This is a genomic window from Tardiphaga sp. 42S5, from assembly GCF_034044155.1.
Lineage (GTDB): Bacteria > Pseudomonadota > Alphaproteobacteria > Rhizobiales > Xanthobacteraceae > Tardiphaga > Tardiphaga robiniae.
Genome location: NZ_CP139027.1, coordinates 1568554 through 1590548, shown reverse-complemented (window position 1 = coordinate 1590548; position 21995 = coordinate 1568554). Strand labels below are relative to the sequence as shown.

Below are 21995 nucleotides of genomic sequence, written 5' to 3'. Positions count from 1 at the left end.
GGTACGGTATACTCCTTCAACCTTTGCAATCGACCGGTTGGCGCCCCATCTGCAGGGAACGCTCGTCGTTTAGCGCTGGATTTGGTGTAAGACTGGGGCCCAACGCCAAAAAGACGGGCACAATCACACCCAACGGGTTAAGCTACCTCCATATGGCAGTTCCGAAACCAACCTTCCCGGCTCCTGGCCACGATCACGACCGCTGTACGGCGGACGCGATGCATCATGCCGAGCATGTCTGTGCGGCCCGATCGCAAAAGCTGACCCCGATCCGCCGGCAGGTGCTTGAAGCGCTGCTCGCAAGCCATCGGCCGCTTGGGGCCTACGAGATCATCGATGAGCTTGCCAAGACCACTTCGCGTCCGGCACCCATCACCGTGTATCGCGCACTTGATTTCCTGATGGAGAACGGCCTCGTTCACCGCATCGAGAGCCGCAACGCCTTCCTGGCCTGCGCGCACGACCACGGCACGGCCTCGATGGTCGCGTTTCTGATCTGTGACCAGTGTGGGTCGGTCGGCGAAGTGCCGGCCACGAAAGTCGCGCAGAGCCTGAATGATGCCGCACGGACGACTGGCTTCGTCCCGAAACTGTCTGTTGTCGAAATCACCGGAACCTGCGCGCACTGTCAGGCGTGACGATCCCATAACAACACGGCGACAAGCCGGGCCCGAGGCTTCATGTCTGCAGAAACCATCATCAGCCCACCCGGCGGACGCGCACTCACCGCCGGCGCCATCGCCCTCGTGCTGATGCTGTGCCTGACCTGGGGCTTCAACCAGATCGCCATCAAGCTGGTGCTGCACGATATCCCGCCTTACACGCAGGCGATGCTGCGCTCGGCCGGCGCGCTACTGGTCATCCTGGCCATTGCGCGCATGCGCGGCGTCAAGCTGTTCGAACGCGACGGCACGCTGAAAGCCGGCCTGTTTGCCGGCGTGCTGTTCGGCATCGAATTCGTGCTGATCTTTCACGGCCTGCAATTCACGACAGCCTCGCGCGCCGCGGTTTTCCTCTACACGATGCCGTTCTTCGTGGCCTTCGGCTCCTATCAATTCCTGGGCGAACGCCTGCGCCCGGTGCAATGGGCCGGACTCGCGGTGAGTTTTGCCGGTGTCGCCGTGGCGATCGGCGTCCCGCAGCCCGACGTCACCGCCGATGTGCTGATCGGGGATCTGATGATCGTCGCCGGTGCGGGGCTATGGGCCGCGACCACGCTGGTGGTCAAAACGACCCCGTTGCTCTACGTCGCGCCTGAAAAGGCATTGGGATACCAGGTCGGGCTGTCTGTCCCGATTCTGGGCCTGGCGGCGCTGCTGGCGGGCGAGACCGTGACCCGGGTTCCCGGTCCACTGGCGCTGTCCCTGCTCTCGTTTCAGGCCTTCTGGGTGGTCGGATTCACATTTTTGCTCTGGTTCGGGCTGATCAAGACCTATTCCGCCAGCAAATTGTCGGCTTTTACCTTCATCACCCCTTTGTTTGGCGTCGCGGCAGGCTATCTCATCATGGGCGACCACCTGACCCCCGCCTTCGGCCTCGCTGCGCTATTGGTCGTCGCCGGGCTGGTTCTCGTTAACCGACCGGTCAGGGCCTAGGCCACTAACGCATTGCTGGATGTCATCTAAATCTGATATTCGAGACCCCATGAACAAGATTGAAATTCCGTCTGATATCGCCGGTCCGGCGCCCCGGCACCTCACCACACAGGTCATGGTTGGCAACGTCGCTGTCGGCGGCGGCGCCCCGATCGTCGTGCAGTCGATGACCAACACCGACACCGCCGACATCCAGGGCACCATCGACCAGGTCGCAGCGCTGTCGCGCGCGGGCTCGGAAATGGTCCGCATCACCGTCGACCGCGACGAAGCAGCCGCCGCCGTTCCGCATATCCGCGAAGCGCTCGACAAACAGGGCATCACCACGCCACTGGTTGGCGACTTCCATTACATCGGCCACAAGCTGCTCGCCGAATATCCGGCCTGCGCCGCGGCACTCGACAAATACCGCATCAATCCCGGCAATGTCGGCTTCAAGAGCAAGCGTGACAGCCAGTTCGCCGACATCATCGAGATCGCCAACAAGAACAACAAGGCCGTCCGCATCGGCGCGAACTGGGGTTCGCTCGATCAGGAACTGCTCACCAAGCTGATGGACGAGAACGCGCTGTCCGCGAATCCAAAGGACGTCCGCGCGGTGACGCGTGAAGCGATGGTGCAGTCGGCATTGCTGTCGGCGGCCCGCGCCGAAGAACTCGGTATGCCGAAGAACAAGATGATCCTCTCCGCCAAGGTCTCGGCGGTGCAGGACCTCATCGCGGTGTATCAGACGCTCGCCTCGCGCTCCGACTATGCGATCCATCTTGGCCTGACCGAAGCCGGCATGGGCTCGAAGGGCATCGTCGCCTCCTCGGCCGCGCTGGGCATTCTGCTGCAGCAGGGCATCGGCGACACCATCCGCATTTCGCTCACCCCCGAGCCCGGCGGCGATCGCACGGTGGAAGTTCAGGTCGCGCAGGAGCTGCTGCAGACCATGGGCTTCCGCACCTTCGTGCCGCTGGTTGCAGCCTGCCCCGGTTGCGGACGCACCACCTCGACCACGTTCCAAGAACTGGCGCGCTCGATCCAGGATTTCATCCGCGACTCGATGCCAGGCTGGAAGACGCAGTATCCCGGCGTCGAGAACCTCAACGTCGCGGTTATGGGCTGCATCGTGAATGGCCCCGGCGAATCCAAGCACGCCAATATCGGCATCTCACTGCCCGGCACAGGCGAAAGCCCGGCCGCTCCGGTGTTCGTCGATGGCGAGAAATTCCGCACCCTGCGCGGCCCAAGCATTGCGGCCGACTTCAAGGCGCTGGTGATCGACTATATCGACCAGCGCTACGGCGCCAACGCCAAGGCGCCGGAAGTCGTCACCGCGGCCGAGTAATTCAAGCAGCTGCTCCAAAATCAGCCGGCGACCGGATCATCCGTCGCCGGCTTTTTTATTGACCGCCTCGATTGCCCTCGGAGTAATATTCAATCTATAGTTTTATTTTATTGAGTCCGCATTCATTGGCAGAATGGCATGATTGTCGATCGCCAACGCTTGTCTTCAAAAAGCCTCGCTAGGCTCGCGGTCCTCGTATCCGTGTTTCTTCTGACGTGGATGCCCGTCTGCAACGCTCAGATGTTTGGCCTGCCCGGCCGCTTCACGCGGCCTGACATCGCGCCATCACAGCAGACGCCGCCGGCGGCGCCCCCTCAGGTGCCGAAGCGGACCGGCAACGCTGCAGCTCACTGGGGACCACTCTTCAAAGCCCAAGTGGAGCGATGCTGGAAAAAGCCCGGTGGTGGCGGCAAGGAGCCGATCGAGGCGATCTTTGTGATCAAGCTGAAGCGCGATGGCATGATCGATGAGGCGCGCCCGATATCGATCACCTCGACTACGCCCTATAGCAAGGCGTATCAGATGAGTTGCATGCGTGCGCTCGAGAACTGCCAGCCCTACAGGCTTCCTGATGCCTATTACGACGAGTGGCGCTTCTTCGAGCCGGTCTTCACCGAGCGCATCCGCTGAGCAACGTTACAGCGGAATCCGCCGGAACTCGCGGTTGCTCAGCCCCGCTTCTTCCAGATCCAGATCGCGCTCGATGCGGCGGCGGCTCTCGTCGGTGATCTTGCCGTCGCGCAGTTGCGCGTGGATGAATTTGCGCTCGGCCTTGATGAGTTCGCGCACCAGATCGATGCCAACCGCCGAGACGTCGACGTCGGGATCGAGTTCGCCCGGCAACTGGTTCGAGCGGCTTTCATGGCGCGCGCGCAGCAGCTTCACGACTTCGTCGGATAGCTCCCGATCGTCGGTCATGGCATCGAGCCGCGCCAGGGCTGTGGCCAGCGCCTCGCGGCGTGTCGCGAGCTCGGCCTCGTGCTCGGCGATATATTCCTCGCGGCCGATTTTGGTCACGCCGAGCCACTTCACCACGATGGGTAGGCACAGGCCGAAGCCAACCAGCGTGATGAGAATGATGTTGAAGGAGACGAACAGGATCAGGTCGCGCGACGGAAAGCCTTCGTTCGAGACCAGCGTGAATGGCAGCGCCAGCGCTGCGGCGAGCGATACGGCACCGCGCACGCCGGTGAAGGCGACGACGAAGGTCCATTGCCAGTTCGGCGCGGGATCGCGCTTGCGCAGGTCTGCGCTGAGCCAGCGCGGCACATAAATCGCCGCATAGACCCAGACGAAACGCGCCACGATGATCACGACGGTGACGAGCACCGTGGCCCACATGATCTCGGCAAACGGAAACGCCTTCGATTTCTCGATCAGCGCCCGCATCTGGAAGCCGGTCAGCAGGAACAGCAGGCCTTCGACCAGATAGATCACCAAGTCCCAGAAGAAGATGCCCTGCAGACGCGTCGCCGCTGAGATCAGCAGCGGGCCGTTCCAGGAAATGTAGAGACCGCAGGCCACGGTGGCGATGATGCCGGAGCCCCCGAAATGTTCGGGAATGAGATAGGCGACATAGGGTGTCAGCAGCGACAGCGTAATCTCGACCTGCGGATCGCGCGCGCGGTGACGCATGCGCAGGCTGATCCAGCCGATGGCGAGGCCGAAGACCAATTCGCAGGCGAGGATGGCGACGAAGGTGCCGGCCGCCTTCGGCAGCGAGAACGCCCCCGTGGTGATCGCCACCACCGCAAAGCGATACAGGATCAGCGTCGTCGCATCATTGGCGAGGCCCTCGCCTTCCAGCACGACCAGAATCCGGCGCGGCAGGCCGATTTTTCGCGCAATCGCCAGCGGCGCCACCACGTCCGGCGGCGCGACGATGGCGCCGAGCAGGAAGCCGACCGACCATGGCAGGCCGATCAGGACATGCGTCGCGGTGGCGACCAGACACGCCGTGAAGATTACGCAGCCCACTGCGAGCAGCGTGATGATGCGCAAATTGGCGCGGAATTCGCGCCAGCTCATGGCGACGGAGGCCGAATAGATCAGCGGCGGCAACACACCGAGCAGCACCACGTCCGGCGGCAATTGGATCGAGGGCATGCCCGGCACGAAGGCCAGTGCAATGCCGGCCAACAGCAGCAGGATCGCGGGGGCGATGCTGATGCGCTTGGCCAGCCACGCGGTGCATGCGAGGGCGGCGATCAAAACCAGGAAAATCTGAAATTTGGCTTCCACGCGGGCGGCATCCTTTGCGGGCCTAATTTGCCCGGATGAGAAGTCAGGTCAATGTGGGGCGCTGTTTCTTCCCCTCTCCCCCAGCGCAGCGGAGCTGCGCGCCGCGGGAGAGGGTGCCTGAGCGGAGCGAAGGCGGGAGAGGGCTCTTTGTGGCGCCCCCTCTCCCGTCTCGAACACGCTTCGCGTGTTCGATCCACCCTCTCCCGCCGAACTTCGCTTCGCTACGTTCGGGGGCGAGGGGAAAGAACTAGATCGCGCTTGCCGCGATATTGACCATCAGCGCCACCAGCGCGGTGTTGAAGATGAAGGAGACGATGCCGTGGGCCGTCGCGGTACGGCGGATGCTCTTCACGGTGATGCCAACGTCGGACACCTGCGCGGTCATGCCGATGACGAAGGAGAAATACACGAAGTCCCAATAATCCGGCTGTTCCTTCGTGTCGTCATCGCCAGACGGAAACGCCAACCCGCCGGGTTTGGCTCCGCGATAGAATTGATGGGCATAGTGCAGCGAGAAAGTCGTGTGCACGGCGGCCCAGGACGAGGCGATGGTGACGATCGCCAGCGTCAACTCCCAGCCCGTGCGATGGCCCTCGCCAAGTTCGAACACGATGGCCGCGATGCTGGCGAAGGCGCCCAAGGCTGCCACCAGCAGGATGATGAAACTGCCATCGTCCTGCAGGGCGGCGTTGCGGCGGATGTGTTTCTGACCGCCGCTTGACAGCATCATGCCGTAGACCAGCATGAGATAGAACGCGATGAACACGTCCCAGCCGATCAGCAGACGCGTCACCAGCCGCAGCGACGACGGCAGGACGAAGAACGCGATGATGCCGATCAGAAGCGCCAGAAACGTGCGCGGTCGCCCATAGACGACGCGGAGCGGCGCCGGCATCTTGCGAAAACGGACAAGGAGCTCATCGAGATCCTTGCCCGTCTCCGACATGATCAGGTCTTCCTTAGTTCTTGCGCTCGGCCACGAAGCGGGCGGCGGCGCGCAGCACGTCGCCCTTGGCGCCGAAGATCGACAGCGATGCGTCGGCGGTGGCGATCAGATCGGCGACACGCTTCTTGGCGCCCTCGACGCCGAGCTGGGTGACGAACGTCGTCTTGTTCAGTGCGGCATCGGCGCCCGCGGGCTTGCCGAGCGCAGCGGCGTCGCCTTCGACGTCGAGCAAATCATCGGCGATCTGGAAGGCTTCGCCGAGTGCGCGGCCGTAATCGTCGAGCGCCTTGTATTCCTTCTGCGTGGCCTGGCCGAGCAGCGCGCCGGCGATGACGCCGTAACGCAGCAGCGCACCGGTCTTCATCTGCTGCACGCGGGCGACGTCCACCGGACCTTTGTCGCCGAAGCGGCCTTCGCCGGCGAGATCGAGCATCTGGCCGCCGACCATGCCGCCCAAACCAGCGCAACGCGCCAGCGCGCGGGTCAGCAGCAGGCGCACGGTGGCGTCTTCGTGGATCTCGTCGCGGGTGACGATGTCGAAGGCCAGCGTCAGCAGCGCATCGCCGGCGAGGATTGCGGTGGCGTCGTCAGTGGCCTTATGCAGGGTCGGACGACCGCGGCGCAGGTCGCTATTGTCCATCGCCGGCAGGTCGTCATGGATCAGCGAATAGCAGTGGATGCATTCGAGAGCGGCGCCAACCAGCAGCGCCTGCTCGCGATGCACGCCGAATACCGCTGCGCTCTCGACCACAAGGAACGGACGCAGCCGCTTGCCGCCGCCGAGCGAGGAGTAGCGCATCGCATCCATCAGCCGCTTCGGCCGGGCGATTTCATCGGGTAGCACGCCATCGGCGAGCACTTTGGTCAGTACGGCTTCGGTATCGTCCGCGGTCTGGTCCAGGCGCGAGGCAAAATCTTTGGTGGAAGCACCGGTCGACATTAAGAATAGCTCCAGAACAATTTGGCCGGACAATCCTCTATGGCAAAGGCCACGTCAATTGCGCCTGCGGCGTCCCGCCGCGATTGGTCGCGGCAAGCTTAACCGGCTTGAAAAGAGCGGGGAAAGCCCGCTTTATCAGCGGCATAGCTCCGACCGGGAACGCCCCTCTTGCGCCTCATCCGCCGCCTCATCCTGATCGGGATCCTGCTCCTCGCGCTGCCCTATCTGCTGACGCCGCTTTATGCCGTCGGCCGGCCGATTTCGGCGCTGATGGCCTGGCGCTGGATCACCGGTTCCCCCGTGGAGCGGACCTGGGTTGACCTCAAGGCCATGTCGCCGGCGCTGCCGCGCAGCGTGGTCGCGTCCGAAGACGCCAAATTCTGCAGCCATCGCGGTATCGACTGGGATTCCCTGCAAAACGCCATCGAGGACGCCCAGGACGGCGAAGTCTCCGGCGGCGGTTCCACCATCACCCAGCAGGTGGCGAAAAACCTGTTCCTGTGGTCGGGCCGCAGCGTGATCCGCAAGGGCCTCGAAATCCCGCTGGCCATGTGGGTCGATCTGATGCTGTCCAAGCAGCGGATCCTGGAAATCTACCTGAATATCGCCGAAATGGGCCCATCCGGGCAGTTTGGCGCCCAGGCCGGCGCCGAATATGCCTTCAATCGGCCGGCCTCAAACCTGTCGGCCCGCGAAGCCGCGCTTCTGGCGGCAATCTTGCCCAATCCGGTCACCCGCAGCGCCCGGACGCCGGGGCCGGGGGTGCGGCGGCTGGCGGGAACCTATATGGCCCGGGCGCAGGCGGCGGAGCTGCAGAGGTGCTGGAACTAAGCTGTCATTCCGGGGCGGGCGCAGCGCCAGCTGCGAACGAGCCCGGAATCCCGATATCTTCAAAACACTTCGAGGTTCCGGGCCCATGCCCGTCGGCTTTGCCGCCGGTCTGTCCCGGAACGACGAGTTCGGGGGCCCATTTGCCGTAAAATTCCCGCGGCCCCGCCCTAGCCATCGCGTCGTCATTCCGTTATAAGCCCGGCCTTATCAGCGATTTTGCCCGCGCGTTCTGTGCTGGCCGCCTGTCACCGGGCGCCGATCGAAACCATCTGCCAAGAACCTGCAAGGACTTTTCCTATGGCCGTTCCGAGAAGAAAAACATCGCCGTCGCGGCGTGGCATGCGTCGTTCGGCTGACGCGCTCAAGACCCCGACCTATGTCGAGGACAAGGACTCCGGCGAACTGCGCCGTCCGCACCACCTCGACCTGAAGACCGGCATGTATAAGGGTCGTCAGGTTCTGAAGGTGAAGAAAGAATCCTGACCAATGGATGGAGGGCAGCGCCGCGTCAGGTGGCGCCGCCTTCGATCATCCACGTAAGGTCCGGGTCAGGCGGGTCGAAGCGCCAGCGGGCAAGTCGAGAAAGCTGTTCAGACTATAATTCTGAACTGGTCTTCCGCCCGAATTCGCTCCAACTCTGGAGCTAATGCGTTGTCCCGGTGATGCGCTCGCGTCACCTCGGTGATGTCGTCACCTTGGTGATGTCCTGCATCGCCCACATACGTTCTGGTTCTCTCGCTCGCAAAGAAGGCCTTCGATGGCGTCGATCGGTTTCCCGCTGCTGCTGATTCCAGTGGCGATCTGCAACATCATCGCCTTCCTGATGCCCGACCTCGCGCTGTCGGGTCCGATCCCCCTCTTCCCGATCACGCTGATGTCGAAAGACATCTGGATGGTGACGCTCAACGACCTGCTCGTTGCGCTCAGCATTCTCTTGCTGTGGCTCGAAGTGATGCGCGCCGCGCGCCCGGCGCCGAAATATTTCACCGACCATTTCCTGTCGCTGCTGGTGTTCGGCGCGGCAGCTACTGAATTCGTGATGCTGCCGAAATTCGGCAACGCGACCTTCTTCCTGATCACCCTGACAGCGATGGTGGATTTCCTCGCCGGCATCTCGCTCCGCGCCCGCCGTCCGCGCCGCGTCGCCGCGCCGGTCTATGCACCGGAGCCGGCACCGCGTTATGAGCCTGCGCCAGCGCCAGTCGCTCCTACGCCTCCGCCCACTCACGTTCCGGCCGCGACGTCCGTCGCCGAAGCCGTGTTGACCGATCGTCCGGAGCCAAAGGTCGAGAAGCTCGAACGGATCGAGCCGAAACTTGAATCGACGCCGGTCCCACCGGAAGTCGTGGCACATACGTCGCCGCAGATTACATCGCCGGATTTGCAGCCGGGTGGCGTCGCGTCGCCGGAAGACAAGCCGAAGACGTAAGCGACGGACCTTTCCACTTGTCATCCCCGCCTAGCACGCCGAAGGCGTGCACGGGGCGATGTGGCTCTGCCGCCGTTTCAGTTTTGAAATTGGAGGCTATGGGTCCCCGCATTCGCGAGGACGACAGCGGAGAGTGCCGAGTCAGGCCGTACGCTGCGTCCGACCGCTCGCCGATCCCGCAACATACATATTTGCCACCGACCGGTAAGCAGCCTCGACATCGGCCACATCCGCGCGGCGCAGCACCCGCGTTTGCGGCGCCTGCTCGGCGGTCGCGATCAGATGCGCAATGAAGGATGCGTCGGGCCGTGCCACGCGCGACGACACCGGGGCGGTATGCTGCACCGGCTCAAGCCGCGTCAGCGCGACGGCCTCCACGATGACCGACTCTTTCTCGACCACGAAATCGCCGGCGCGCCGCATCGGCTGCGGCGTCGTGGCGTAAGCGCGGGTCGCGGAAATCGACATCGTTAACAGTGCTCGCGTCTCAATACGGGACGAGGGTTGCCCCTCCACCCTCTGCGTCGCAAGGGTCGTGCCGCGGCTCTCCACAACTCAGATCGAGGCCTCATCAGGTTTGCGAAGGCCTGCCCGGCTACACTTTCTTAAGTCTTTAGGAACTTTGACTAACGATTGTAGCGATCTGAGCCGTATTGTCGGGGGGCGAATCACCCGATGACGTCCCAAAACGAGGCGACTTTGACATCCGCTGTTTCCCAGAGCGCTGCGGGCACTTCCGAGCCGCAGGCAGCAGAGATTCTGGCCGCACTCGGCCAGGCCGCCTTCATCTGGGACATCGCCAGCGACCGGATCACCTGGACCGACCAGGCCGCCGCCATCTTCACCGACATTTCCCCCGCGACCATCGCCAGCGGCGCCGAGCTTGCGACGCTGATTGAGCCGCAACGCGGCATTCGCACCGAGGCACTGGCCAAGGCACTCGCTTCCGGCGGCGGCACCTACCGGATCGAATACGGACTACGCGCCTCGACCACGGCCGCCGTGTTGTGGATCGAGGAGAGTGGCAATTGCCGTGCCGATGCCGCGGGCAAGGCGGTGCGTGTCGAAGGCGTCGTCCGCATCGACAACGAACGCCATGCCCGCGACGAACAACTGCTGAAACTGGCGCAGCACGATCCCGTCACCGGCGAACTCAATCGTGCGCATCTTCTGGCGTCGCTTGCCGAAGCCATCGAGGAAGCCACCCGCTTCCGCTCGTCCTTTGCCTTCATGCTGATCGGCATCGATCATCTGGCCCGGATCAACGACGCCTTCGGCTTCGATATCGCCGACGAAGTGATCGTCGAGATCGCCAGGCGGATTCGCGCGCGGCTGCGCGGCGGCGACGTGATGGGCCGCTTCTCCGGCAACAAGTTCGGCCTGATCCTGAAGAACTGCACTGTTGACGATGCCACGATCGCCGCCGAGCGCTTTCTGGTCGGCATCCGCGACGACGTCATCCCGACGCAGTCCGGCCCGGTCTCGGTGACCGCCACCATCGGCGCCGTCAGCGTTCCCCGCTATGCGCAGAACGTCAACGAAGCCGTCAACCGCGCGCAGGAAACCCTGAACGGCGCCAAGCGCCGCCGCCACGGCAGCTTTGCCTTGTGGCGGCCGAATGTGGAGCGCGATGCGCAGCGCCGCGTCAATATCCGCGTCACCGACGAGATCGTCACCGCACTGAACGAGCGCCGCATCGTCACGGCCTTCGAACCCGTGATGCATGCCGACAGCCGTACCCCCGCTTTCTACGAGGCGCTGGTGCGCATGAAGCAGGATGACGGTCAATTGCTGCTGGCGCCGGATATCGTGCCGGTGGCCGAGAAGCTCGGGCTGATCCGGCTGGTCGATCACCGCGTGCTCGAACTGGTCGTCGCCGAGCTGGCCGCCGCGCCGGATGTGCAGCTCTCGCTGAACATCTCGCCGGACACGACGATGGATCCGGACTGGTGGACCTCCATCGAGTCGATGATGGCGGCGCATCCCGGCGTCGCGCAGCGGCTGATCGTCGAGATCACCGAGACCGTGGCCATCCAGGACCTCGACGACGTCCGCGGCTTCGTCACGCGGCTGAAGAATTTCGGCAGCCGCATCGCCATCGACGATTTCGGCGCCGGCTACACCTCGTTCCGCAACCTGCGCAAGCTCGGCGTGGATATCGTCAAGATCGACGGCGCCTTCGTGCAGAACATCGCGCATTCCGCCGACGACCGCGCTTTCGTGCAGACCCTGATCGATCTTTGCCACCGGCTCGGCATCAAGACCGTCGCCGAATGGGTGCAGGACGAGGAGTCCGGCCTGATGCTGCGCGACTGGGGCTGCGACTACATTCAGGGTCGCCTCACCGGCCTCGCGTCATCCGCGCGTCCGTGGCTGGACCCGGCGACGGTGCCGAAGCCGGCGGTGGGATAGTTTCGGTCCCACACTGTCATTCCGGGCTATCTACCTTCGTCATTCCGGGGCGCTTTCTGAGCGAAGCTGAGAATGCGAACCTCAGCCACTCCAATGGGAGTGGCAGGAAATCTTGTTATGGTATGAACACATCCAGATTCCGGGTTCGCGACCGCCAAGAGGTGTTCGCGCCCTCGGGCAAACCAATTGGTTTGCCCGGAATGACGCTGGGGATACTAACGGGGGGCTCTCATGAACTTCATCGGCAATCTTCTCACCGCACTGGTCGCGGCGCTGCACATCTATTTTCTCGTGCTGGAAATGTTTCTCTGGCAGAAGCCGCAGGGCCTGAAGACCTTCAAAAACACGCCGGAGAAGGCCGAGATCACCGCAGTGCTCGCGGCCAATCAGGGCCTCTATAACGGCTTCCTCGCCGCCGGTCTGACCTGGGGCCTGCTGCATTCCACGCCAGCCTTCGCATTCCAGATCAAGGCATTCTTTCTGCTGTGCGTGATCGTCGCCGGTGCTTATGGCGCAGCAACGGTGAGCAAGCGCATTCTCTATGTGCAGGCCGCGCCGGCGGCGCTGGCGCTGATCGTATTGTGGCTGGCAAGTTAGCCCGGAGCGCCGCGCGGCTCCTTCTCCCCGCTTGCGGGGAGAAGGGTGGGATGAGGGGCATGGCACGCAGCCGGCGACAAACGCGCGCCCTCGGATCGCACTGATCGCCCGAACCACGCCTACCGAATTTGCATCAACATCGGCGCTCCGCCCCTCACCCGCCGCGAAGACGCAGCGACCTCTCCCCCTAGCGAAGCTTCGCTTCGCCGGGAGCTGGGAGAGCTGAGGGAAAGTGCCTATCTCCTCGCCTTGCCAACGCGAAATCCTTGCCTCACACTCCCCGGTAACGACGGCGCCCACACGGGAACGACTGTCGAATGACATATCATCAGGGAGGCAACGACATGAGAACTTCGCTTCTTCACTGTTTCGCCGCGTCGACCAAATTCGTCGGGATGGCGGCCATTGCGCTGACAGCCACATCCGCCGCGATCAATCCGGCTTCCGCGCAGAAGAAATACGATCCCGGCGCCACCGATACCGAGATCAAGATCGGCCAGACCGTGCCGTTCTCCGGCCCCGCCTCCGCCTATTCGTCGATCGCGAAAACCCAGCTCGCTTATTTCAAGATGGTCAACGAGCAGGGCGGCATCAACGGCCGCAAGATCAACCTGATCCAGTATGACGATGCCTATTCGCCGCCCAAGGCCGTGGAACAGGTGCGCAAGCTGGTCGAATCCGACGAGGTGCTGCTGACCTTCCAGATCATCGGCACGCCGTCGAATGCTGGCGTGCAGAAATATCTCAACCAGAAGCAGGTGCCGCAACTGTTCGCCGCCACCGGCGCGACGCGCTTCACCGATCCGAAGAACTTCCCCTGGACCATGGGCTACAATCCCAACTACCAGAGCGAGGGCCGGATCTACGCCAAATACATCCTGAAGAACCATCCGACCGCCAAGATCGCCATCCTCTGGCAGAACGACGATCTCGGCCGCGACTATCTCACCGGCATGAAAGCCGGGCTCGGCGACAAGGCAGCGTCGATGATCGTCTCGGAAGCGTCCTACGAACTCTCCGACCCGACCATCGACTCGCAGATCGTCAAGCTGAAGTCCTCCGGCGCCGACCTGCTGTTCAACGCCTCGACACCGAAATTCGCCGCGCAGGCCATCAAGAAGGTGGCTGATCTGGGCTGGAAGCCGGTCCACATCGTCGACATCAATGCGACCTCGGTGGGCGCGGTGCTGGTGCCTGCGGGGCTCGACAATTCCAAGGGCCTCATCTCGACCAATTACGGCAAGGACCCGCTGGACCCGCAATGGAAGGACGACGCCGGCATGAAGCGCTACATGGCCTTCATGGACAAATATTATCCGGACGGCGACAAGAACTCGAACTTCAACACCTATGGCTACGGCAATGCCCAGCTGATGGTGGAAGTGCTGAAGCGCTGCGGCGACGACCTCACCCGCGCCAATGTGATGAAGCAGGCCACCAGCCTGTCCGGGCTCGAAACCGACCTTCACCTGCCCGGCATGCGGCTCTCCACCTCGCCCACCGACTACCGCGTCAACAAGCAGCTGCAGATGCAGCGCTTCAACGGCGAGCGCTGGGAACTGTTCGGCCCGATCATCGAGGATGACTCGGCGGGTTAGGCTACACACGACAAAGCCACGCGCGGGTGTCATCTGCGCGTGGCTTTGCATTTGTGCGTGGCTTCAACCTTCGCTGACGCGCTCAACACTCTCACCACGTCATCCCCGGGCAAAGCGCGAAGCGCGGCTTCGCTAGATGACCCGGGCATCCAGCTTCAACAATGCGTACGGCAAAGATGGATGGCCGGATCAAGTCCGGCCATGACACCCGAGAGTGTAGCGACGTGTGGCACAAGCGGCGCCCTCGCGCACCTACGCCGTCTTCGCAAACATCGTCAGCACGCCGTCGGCGATATTGATCGCCACCACCTGCGCCGAGCTCATGCCCTTTTCCTTGAGCGCATTGGCGGCCGCCGGCGAGGCATCGATCGAGGCGCGCAGCGCCTGCATGTCCTCGGCGCTGGATTTCGACACGACCTCCTCGACCTGCGCCTTCACCGCCTCCGGCAATTGCTTGATGTCCACCACCTGGATGCTGGAGATCTTGGCACTGGTCTGCCCGCCGGACTTGGCCGGCGCTTTTTCGGCCTGGGACGCCGCTCCCTGTGCGAGCACGAAACCCGGCGTGCCGAGCGAGAGAATGGCCACGAGGGCCGTCGCTGTCATAATGCGCATGGTCGTTCCTTTCCGGTTGGGAAGGAGCGAAGCAATAGCGGGGAAGTGTGCGGAAGGTCTGGAGTGGGTGTGGTGGTTTGGTGAGATGAATGCGGCGACAAAGCGGGAGATTAGACCGGCAGCGCCGTATGAGAGAGATATCACCGAGTTTCAGAAGGAATGGTCTTTCCGAAAACCGATATGATAATAAACCAGATAGCCGTCTTAACCGCTGGGCACAACGACAGCCAACAACCTGCCCTCGATCGCGCCAGTCAACTACTTACGGCTAAAGGAATCTGATGAAGAATCTCAGAACGCTTGGAATAGCAGCTCCTCAGCTTCAATTTGAAAATGTCCCACTGGTGAGCGACATCAATTTATACGAATTCGACATGATCGTTTACCAGCCATGGGGTGTATTCTCAGGAAAAGAAACTACTTCCTACGCCAAAGCTGCCCCCATTCGCAATAAACTAACGGAAATTACTGAATGGGTAAAACGCGGAAACACGATAATAGTAGTACTATCCCGTGTCCCAGCCGCGAAGTATAACGAACATGACCGCGTCTCTGGTTCATTAGGTTACGTTAATTTACTAACGGCGCCACTATTTGATGGCGCAAAATTCACCCCCATCGCTGGCTCAAGAATCGAGAATGCCGGATCGCAGAGCGCAGCAGTCTTTTTTGACCCAATCAGAGATCAACTTAAGTACGCATACATTATCAGCCATGCGGCAATGCGCCCTCTACTTCGTGTTTCAGGAGCAGCAACGAATTCTGAAGCTCAAATTGTTGCAGGTTGGATTCCCCAAGGCGCTGGCCGGGTTGTCCTCGTTCCACCTATCGATGCCGACCCGTCTTCTGCCAGCCAAGGAAACTACATCAACTCACTGCCCACCCTACTTAACTGCCTAGAATCTCAACGACACGACCTTCCTAGCTGGATTGATAGATGGCGATCAGCCGAAGCATGGGCCAATCTGAATAAGATAGGCAACGCAAGAACTCAGATCGAAAAAATCGAAAATGAGATTGCGCACCATCAATCACTATTGTCGCAGGAGCGCTGGCTATATGACCTATTTGCTGAAACTGGCGAGCTATTTGCAAGCGCCGTCAAGGCGGCGTTCGTGGAGTTAGGCTTCATTGCCGTAGATGGACCTCATCCACGAGCAGATATTCTGGTTCGCTTAGACGACAAAATTGGAGTCATCGAAGCTAAGGGTCTCGAGGGATCGGCGAAAGAAACGAATTTGCGCCAAGCGGAGAGATGGATCGCGGAGGTAAATCATACGCTCGCTGCATCGCCGGAGGAAAGAAGGCGCGATGCAGATCTGAGAAGATATGGCGAACTGTTAGAGACATTGAATATCCCCCTAGACGTTCCTTTCAATGGCGTAACAAAGGGCATTATGGTGATCGGGACTTTTCGTAAGACTCCTCTTGATGAGCGAATCGAAGCGAGCTTTCCTGATCAATTGTTGCGTCCATTAAATCGTTCATCTGTATGCGCGCTCACCGGCTTACAATTATTCACGATGGTAATGGCTTCACGTCGCGACCCGACGCTAAGAATACAATTTGCTCAAAGCGTCCTATCCGCCAATGGCGTTTATGTTCAAGACAACGCAACACTGCAGTGGACGAACCATCTAACCGAAAAAGGCGATGACGATCCGGAGACAGTTAATCTCTAACGATAAGCAGCAAGGTTGACTTCAATACAAATCAGACTATATTCCTTTTCGTCCTACTCACGAGGGGCGCTTCTCGAGGGCGCTTTCGAAGTGGAGTTTGGATGCGGCGCCTGCGGACGTGCCTCGCAAGCACGGACTCGGGAGGTCGGGGGTCACCGTCCGGGCCCACTACGGGGCTCTGCCGGAAACGGCTGGACGGGTGCGGGTGAAGGCGGGCGAAAGCCTGTCCGGAACGAAGGACTTTCATTAGTCCTGCCCAGTACCCGGAAGCACGGTCCCTCGAACAGAAAAGCCGCGATGGCGCGCCGAAAGGCGATGCGCGGATCGCAAGGGCCTTCCCAAGGCCGGAGCGAAACGCGAGAACGACCCAATTGCGCCTTTCGGCGCGTCATCCCCCTCATTGTTCGAGGGGGAAAACCGGTCCACCCGCTTTGCGCCGAGGGCGCGATACGGACGGCGCGTGGGCGGTGAGATTTTTCCAGGGAATGACGTGGCTGTTTGACAGGTGAAGCGGTGCGTGAGCGTGCGAGGGACAATGCGTGTGTTCCGCAGTGCAGCCACACAACACTCTGGTGTCATCCCCGCCTAGTGCGCCGAAGGCGCGCGCGGGGCGGGGATCCATAGACACGTGCAGAGATAATCGAGACGAGGACCTCGCAACGCTTATCCCTCGGGCCAAACATGAACTCGGAGGTTATGGGTCCCCGCCTTCGCGGGGACGATAGCCGAGTTTGTGGAGGTTAAGCGTGCGCATCACGGCATCAATGCCCCCTCAATGGGGAACCGCGTTTCCCTTACGTTAACTTCTGCGTAACCGCCCCTTAAACCGCGGAGGCTAGGCTCGCGGTATCGGGTGGCGTGGTGTTTGCGTATGGCGTGGGGCAAGAAAAAGAGCGGGCGCAAGGAGCCGACCTTTGGGCTCGGTGCGGCGCTGTCCGATCTGCGCCTCACGGCGGATGATCGCGTGCCCGGCGGCGGCGATGACCGGCCGAAGAAAACGCCCAAGCAGGCGCCGAAACGCGAAAGCTCAAATGGCGGCGGCGACAAGCCACGCAAATCCCGAACATCCAGCAAGGCGCGCAGCTCCGGCGGTTTCGGCAAGGGCATCAAGCGGCTGTTCTACTGGGGCGCGGTGCTCGGCCTGTGGGCGGCGATCGCCATTGTCGGCGTCGTGATCTATGTCGGCGCGCATCTGCCGCCGATCCAGTCGCTGGAAATTCCCAAACGCCCGCCGACGATCCAGATCGTCGGCATGGACGGCACGGTACTGGCCACGCGCGGCGAACAGGCCGGCGCCAATGTGTCGCTGAAGGATCTGCCGCCCTATCTGCCGAAGGCCTTCATCGCCATCGAAGACCGGCGGTTCTATTCGCATTACGGCGTCGACCCCATCGGCATCGCGCGCGCGGCAGCCACCAACCTGATGCATCGCGGCGTGTCGCAGGGCGGCTCGACGCTGACGCAGCAGCTCGCCAAGAACCTGTTCCTGACGCAGGAGCGCACCATGGCGCGCAAGCTGCAGGAAGTGGAGCTGGCGTTCTGGCTGGAGCGCAAGCATTCCAAGGCCGAGATCCTGGAACTGTATCTCAACCGCGTCTATTTCGGCTCCGGCGCTTACGGCGTCGAAGCGGCCGCGCAAAAATATTTCGGCAAACCCGCCAAGAACGTCACCGTCGCGGAAGCGGCGATGCTGGCGGGGCTCGTGAAGTCGCCGTCGCGGCTGGCGCCGAACCGCAATCCGGAAGGCGCCGAAGCCCGCGCCAAGGTGGTGCTGGCGGCGATGCAGGACGCCGAATTCATCACGGCCGCGCAGGCCAAGGGCGCGACCGGCGTGCCGCAATACAACGTCAAGCCGGTCGGCGCCGGCACGGTGAACTATGTCGCTGACTGGATCGGCGAAGTGCTGGACGATCTCGTCGGCCAGGTCGACGAGAGCATCATTGTCGAAACCACCATCGATCCCAAGCTGCAGAGCGTGGCGGAAGCCGCCATCATCGACGAACTGGCGGCCAAGAGCGTGAAGTTCAACGTGACGCAGGGCGCGCTGGTGGCGATGACGCCGGACGGCTCGGTGCGCGCCATGGTCGGCGGCCGGAATTACTCGGAGAGCCAGTTCAACCGCGCGGTGACCGCGAAGCGCCAGCCGGGATCGAGTTTCAAGCCGTTCGTCTATCTCACCGCCATCGAGGCGGGGCTGACGCCGGAAACCATCCGCACCGACGCGCCGATCGACATCAAGGGCTGGAAGCCGGAGAACTACACCCACGAATATTTCGGCTCGGTGACCCTGACCCAGGCGCTGTCGATGTCGCTGAACACGGTGGCCGTACGGCTCGGCATCGAGGTCGGCCCGGCCAGCGTGGTGCGCACCGCGCATCGGCTGGGCATCGCCTCCAAGCTGGAAGCCAATGCCTCGATCGCGCTCGGCACCTCGGAAGTGTCGATGACCGAACTGGTCGGCGCCTATGCGCCCTTCGCCAATGGCGGCCTCGCTGTGTCGCCCCATGTGGTGAACCGGATCCGCACGGTGGAAGGCAAGAAGACGCTCTATACGCGGCCGGCGGAGACGGCGAGCCAGGTCATCGATGCTCGCGCCGTGGCGATGATGAACACGATGATGCAGCAGACGATTTTGTCCGGCAGCGCCAAGAAGGCCGAACTGCCGGGCTGGCAGGCCGCGGGCAAGACCGGCACCAGCCAGGATTTCCGCGACGCCTGGTTCATCGGCTACACGTCGCAGCTCGTCACCGGCGTCTGGCTCGGCAATGACGACAACTCGCCGACCAAGAAGGCGACCGGCGGCGGACTGCCGGTGGAGATCTGGTCGCGCTTTATGAAGACCGCGCATCAGGGCCTGCAGCCGCAGCCCGTACCTGGATTGGCGCCGTCGAATTCGTTCAGCACCAATCCGATCGGCCAGGCGCTGTCGAGCCTGCTGCCCGGATCGCCCGCACCGTCGCCATCAGCGCCACCGGAACGCGGCTACGTGCCAAGCGCCCCCGTCTATAACGGCTATCGCCCGCAGCCACCGGCGCCAACGCAAACCAACTACCCCGCCGCGCGCCAGCAGCCACAGCAAAATGTGCGGCCGGAAGCCGCGAGCGGGCTCGATGGCTGGCTGACAGAGAGACTGTTCGGGAGATAGGAGCGAGCGTCCCGGACACGCGATGCGCGGCACCGCGGCCGGGACAGGAAGCTCAGTCCTGCACGCCGAAGCGATGCAGGTCGTTGCCATGGGTATCGAGCCAGACCTTGGCACGTTCGGTCGCCGGGCAGATACGCCCGACCACGCGCCAGAACTTCACCGAGTGGTTCATCTCGACGAGATGCCCGACTTCATGGGCCGCGAGATAATCCAGCACGAAGGGCGGCGCCAGGATCAGACGCCATGAGAACGACAGCGAGCCCTCGGTGGTGCACGACCCCCAGCGGCTCGACTGATCGCGGATCGAGATCCGCTTCACCTTGACGTTCAGCTGCGCCGCATAGCGGTTCGATGCCTTGACGAGATCGGCCTTGGCTTCGCGCTTGAGGAAATCGTGGATACGTCGGTCGATATGTTCGACATCGCCGGCGACGCAGATGATCTTCTCGCCATTGTCGCGGGTCTCGGTCCACACCGTCCCCCGCCCCGCGCGGTGCACGATTCGATGCGGAGTTCCCCGCAACGGAACCGTTGTGCCGTGTTCGAAGGGTGCTGCCTTCGGCAAACGGCCGAGACGCGCGGCGATCCAGGCGCCATGACGTTGTGCAAAGTCCTTTGCATCGGCCAATGACCCACGCGGCGGCATGGTCAGGATGGCTTCGCGCTCGCTCGGATGAATGCGCAGCGTATAGCGCGTCGCACGGCGGTGCCTGCGCAGGCGTATGGCGAAGATCTGGGAGCCGTGTTTGACGGCAAGCGTGTCTGGTTCGGTGGGGCGGCGGTAGAGAAGTGCGCGGAAGGCCATGTCAGTAGTCCCGGTCGTCAGTAGATCGACCGGATTCTGCCATAACCGCCGCCACGGGAATTGCTCGGCGCAAAAACAAATCATTTGCCCAATATACGGGGTCAAAAGGCGATTTGTCCCCTACCGGATGGGGTCCGGAACAGGAATCTGGATTCAAAAGAACGTTGAATTTCGGAATCTAAGAGTGAATCGCGCACCGCTGCTAGAAATAGGCGGAAAATCCGGTTTCCATGCCTATTTTCAAGGGCTTAGAAAGCGCGCCATCGCAACTCACACGCGATGATCGCGCATTTCAACGATGTTGTTTTCGATTCATCGATGGTGATCGCGCACATGCGATGACGATGCATCGTCACCGCATGTGCGCGTGTTGAATCACTCCGCAGCAGCGGCGCGATGGCGCGCGCTTGCTGCGCTCAGCATGAAGTCGGATACGCGCGGCACGATTTCAGATTTGAATCGCGATCCATTGAACACGCCGTAGTGTCCAACGCCCTTCTGAACGTAATGCACACGACGCTCATCGGGGATCGAACTGCACAACATATGCGTCGCTTCGGTCTGACCGAGGCCGGAAATATCGTCGTTCTCGCCTTCGACGGTCATCAGCGCAACGTTGACGACCTTCGACGGATCAACAGGCTTGCCGCGATGGGTCATCTCGCCCTTCGGCAGCGCATGTTTGACGAACACGGTATCGACGGTCTGCAGGTAATACTCTGCAGTCAGATCCATCACCGCCAGATATTCGTCGTAGAATTCGCGATGCTTGTCCACGAGATCGCCATCGCCCTTCACCAGGTTCTCGAACAGCTTCTTGTGTGCTTCCACGTGGCGGTCGCGATTCATGCTGATGAAGCCGCTGAGCTGCAAAAAGCCTGGATAGACGTCGCGCATGATACCTGGATGCGGAAACGGCACCTTGGTGATCACGTTGTTGCGGAACCAATCCATGCCCTTTTCGGCCGCGAGATTGTTCACAGCGGTCGGATTGCGGCGTGTATCGATCGGGCCGCCCATCAGCGTCATCGACAGGGGCACATAGGGATCGTTCTCGGCTTCCATCACCGACACCGCAGCAAGCACCGGCACGGCGGGCTGACAGACGGCGAGAACATGGACGTTGCCGCCGAGCACGTGGAACATCTCGATCACATAGTCGATGTAGTCTTCGAGATCGAAGCGGCCCGCGGCCAGAGGTACCTGACGCGCATCCGACCAGTCGGTGATGTAGACCTCATGGGTCGGCAGGAAGGCCTCGACGGTACCACGCAGCAATGTCGCATAATGGCCGGACATCGGCGCCACGATCAACACGCGCGGCTGCGGTCCGCGCAGCGGACGCGGGTGCTTGCGATCGAAATACAACAGACGGCAGAACGGCTTTTCCCACACCGAGCGAATCTCGATCGGCGTGCGCACGCCGTTCACGTCGGTATCGTGCAGGCCCCATTCCGGCTTGCCGTAGCGGCGCGTGGTGCGTTCGAACAATTCGCAGCCCGCCGTCACCGACTTGCCGAACTCAGTCTGCGAGAACGGATTCAGCGGATTCTGAAACAGCATCCTGGTAGCGTCTGTCATCGCGCGCGCCGGATTGAGCGACGCGTAGGCCATCTCATACATCCAGTACATCGGGGTGGTCAGAGCCGGGCTCGTCTCGGACGGCAGGGCTGGCGGCCTGCCAAATTCACCTATCGGCATCTGTCCTCACTCGTTGAGCGTCTGCTTTTGCGCTGCAGTATATACTGGTGTCTGCGTAAGAAAGCGTCAATGCGCCGCACGCATGGCTTTCAGGCCATTGGCGGTAAAAACGGCGGTTATCCCTT

The 21995-nt window shown here is 62.0% G+C and carries 19 protein-coding genes; 12 read left to right on the top strand and 7 right to left on the bottom strand.

The window, feature by feature from the left end; all coding sequences use genetic code 11:
• Positions 1-152: 152 nt before the first annotated feature.
• The 4 genes from SFY93_RS07415 (at position 153) to SFY93_RS07400 (ending at position 3558) form a co-directional block, all read left to right on the top strand.
• Positions 153-638 carry a Fur family transcriptional regulator gene (locus SFY93_RS07415; RefSeq protein WP_092139844.1) on the top strand — a complete coding sequence of 162 codons (486 nt, stop codon included), beginning with the start codon at positions 153-155 and terminating at the stop codon, positions 636-638.
• 42 nt (positions 639-680) lie between these two features.
• Entirely contained in the window at positions 681-1595 is a 915-nt protein-coding gene (locus tag SFY93_RS07410; protein ID WP_093759721.1) for a DMT family transporter, read from the top strand.
• 49 nt (positions 1596-1644) lie between these two features.
• Positions 1645-2928, top strand: coding sequence for a flavodoxin-dependent (E)-4-hydroxy-3-methylbut-2-enyl-diphosphate synthase (gene ispG, locus SFY93_RS07405; RefSeq protein ID WP_089262692.1), 1284 nt, complete (start codon positions 1645-1647; stop codon positions 2926-2928).
• A 240-nt stretch (positions 2929-3168) separates the two neighbouring features.
• Complete coding sequence (locus tag SFY93_RS07400) at positions 3169-3558, top strand: cell envelope integrity protein TolA (protein ID WP_320446597.1); 390 nt, start codon at positions 3169-3171, stop codon at positions 3556-3558.
• 6 nt (positions 3559-3564) lie between these two features.
• Here SFY93_RS07400 and SFY93_RS07395 read toward each other — a convergent pair whose 3' ends face one another.
• The 3 genes from SFY93_RS07395 to SFY93_RS07385 all read right to left on the bottom strand — a co-directional run bounded on the left by SFY93_RS07395 (position 3565) and on the right by SFY93_RS07385 (position 7055).
• Positions 3565-5169, bottom strand: a complete 1605-nt coding sequence (locus tag SFY93_RS07395) for a Na+/H+ antiporter (protein ID WP_089262693.1) — start codon at positions 5167-5169, stop codon at positions 3565-3567.
• Between the two features lie 247 nt (positions 5170-5416).
• Positions 5417-6115: a DUF1345 domain-containing protein gene (locus SFY93_RS07390; protein ID WP_175368623.1), complete on the bottom strand. Its 699-nt coding sequence runs from the start codon at positions 6113-6115 to the stop codon at positions 5417-5419.
• 13 nt (positions 6116-6128) lie between these two features.
• Positions 6129-7055 (bottom strand): polyprenyl synthetase family protein, encoded by a 927-nt coding sequence (locus tag SFY93_RS07385; protein WP_320446596.1) that lies wholly within the window; start codon positions 7053-7055, stop codon positions 6129-6131.
• Positions 7056-7223: 168 nt separating this feature from the next.
• On the opposite strand from SFY93_RS07385, the gene mtgA reads away from it, so the two are divergent.
• From mtgA to SFY93_RS07370, 3 genes are all read left to right on the top strand, one after another.
• The gene (gene mtgA / locus SFY93_RS07380; protein ID WP_320446595.1) at positions 7224-7886 is read left to right on the top strand and encodes a monofunctional biosynthetic peptidoglycan transglycosylase; all 663 of its coding nucleotides are present in this window, start codon (positions 7224-7226) and stop codon (positions 7884-7886) included.
• Positions 7887-8183: 297 nt separating this feature from the next.
• Positions 8184-8369: a 50S ribosomal protein L32 gene (gene rpmF, locus SFY93_RS07375; protein WP_068732923.1), complete on the top strand. Its 186-nt coding sequence runs from the start codon at positions 8184-8186 to the stop codon at positions 8367-8369.
• Positions 8370-8643: 274 nt separating this feature from the next.
• Positions 8644-9315, top strand: a complete 672-nt coding sequence (locus SFY93_RS07370; protein WP_320446594.1) for a hypothetical protein — start codon at positions 8644-8646, stop codon at positions 9313-9315.
• A gap of 141 nt (positions 9316-9456) precedes the next feature.
• Here SFY93_RS07370 and SFY93_RS07365 read toward each other — a convergent pair whose 3' ends face one another.
• Positions 9457-9783, bottom strand: a complete 327-nt coding sequence (locus SFY93_RS07365) for a hypothetical protein (RefSeq protein WP_320446593.1) — start codon at positions 9781-9783, stop codon at positions 9457-9459.
• Between the two features lie 207 nt (positions 9784-9990).
• Between SFY93_RS07365 and SFY93_RS07360 the strand changes: the two genes are divergently transcribed.
• The 3 genes from SFY93_RS07360 (at position 9991) to SFY93_RS07350 (ending at position 13922) form a co-directional block, all read left to right on the top strand.
• The gene (locus tag SFY93_RS07360; protein ID WP_320446592.1) at positions 9991-11727 is read left to right on the top strand and encodes an EAL domain-containing protein; all 1737 of its coding nucleotides are present in this window, start codon (positions 9991-9993) and stop codon (positions 11725-11727) included.
• Positions 11728-11958: 231 nt separating this feature from the next.
• A complete protein-coding gene (locus tag SFY93_RS07355) occupies positions 11959-12324 on the top strand; it encodes a DUF1304 domain-containing protein (protein WP_320446591.1) in 366 nt (121 codons plus the stop codon).
• A gap of 344 nt (positions 12325-12668) precedes the next feature.
• The gene (locus SFY93_RS07350; RefSeq protein ID WP_414717081.1) at positions 12669-13922 is read left to right on the top strand and encodes an ABC transporter substrate-binding protein; all 1254 of its coding nucleotides are present in this window, start codon (positions 12669-12671) and stop codon (positions 13920-13922) included.
• 252 nt (positions 13923-14174) lie between these two features.
• Here the strand turns inward: SFY93_RS07350 and SFY93_RS07345 are convergent, their stop codons facing one another.
• A complete protein-coding gene (locus SFY93_RS07345) occupies positions 14175-14537 on the bottom strand; it encodes a hypothetical protein (protein WP_320446590.1) in 363 nt (120 codons plus the stop codon).
• Positions 14538-14818: 281 nt separating this feature from the next.
• On the opposite strand from SFY93_RS07345, the gene SFY93_RS07340 reads away from it, so the two are divergent.
• Both SFY93_RS07340 and SFY93_RS07335 read left to right on the top strand, forming a co-directional pair.
• On the top strand, positions 14819-16219 hold the full coding sequence (locus tag SFY93_RS07340; RefSeq protein ID WP_320446589.1) for a hypothetical protein: 1401 nt from the start codon (positions 14819-14821) through the stop codon (positions 16217-16219).
• An 871-nt stretch (positions 16220-17090) separates the two neighbouring features.
• Positions 17091-19364, top strand: a complete 2274-nt coding sequence (locus tag SFY93_RS07335) for a transglycosylase domain-containing protein (protein ID WP_320446588.1) — start codon at positions 17091-17093, stop codon at positions 19362-19364.
• 52 nt (positions 19365-19416) lie between these two features.
• Here SFY93_RS07335 and SFY93_RS07330 read toward each other — a convergent pair whose 3' ends face one another.
• Both SFY93_RS07330 and SFY93_RS07325 read right to left on the bottom strand, forming a co-directional pair.
• Complete coding sequence (locus tag SFY93_RS07330; RefSeq protein ID WP_320446587.1) at positions 19417-20253, bottom strand: M48 family metallopeptidase; 837 nt, start codon at positions 20251-20253, stop codon at positions 19417-19419.
• A 291-nt stretch (positions 20254-20544) separates the two neighbouring features.
• Positions 20545-21870 carry a polyhydroxyalkanoate depolymerase gene (locus SFY93_RS07325; RefSeq protein ID WP_320446586.1) on the bottom strand — a complete coding sequence of 442 codons (1326 nt, stop codon included), beginning with the start codon at positions 21868-21870 and terminating at the stop codon, positions 20545-20547.
• Between the last annotated feature and the right edge of the window lie 125 nt (positions 21871-21995).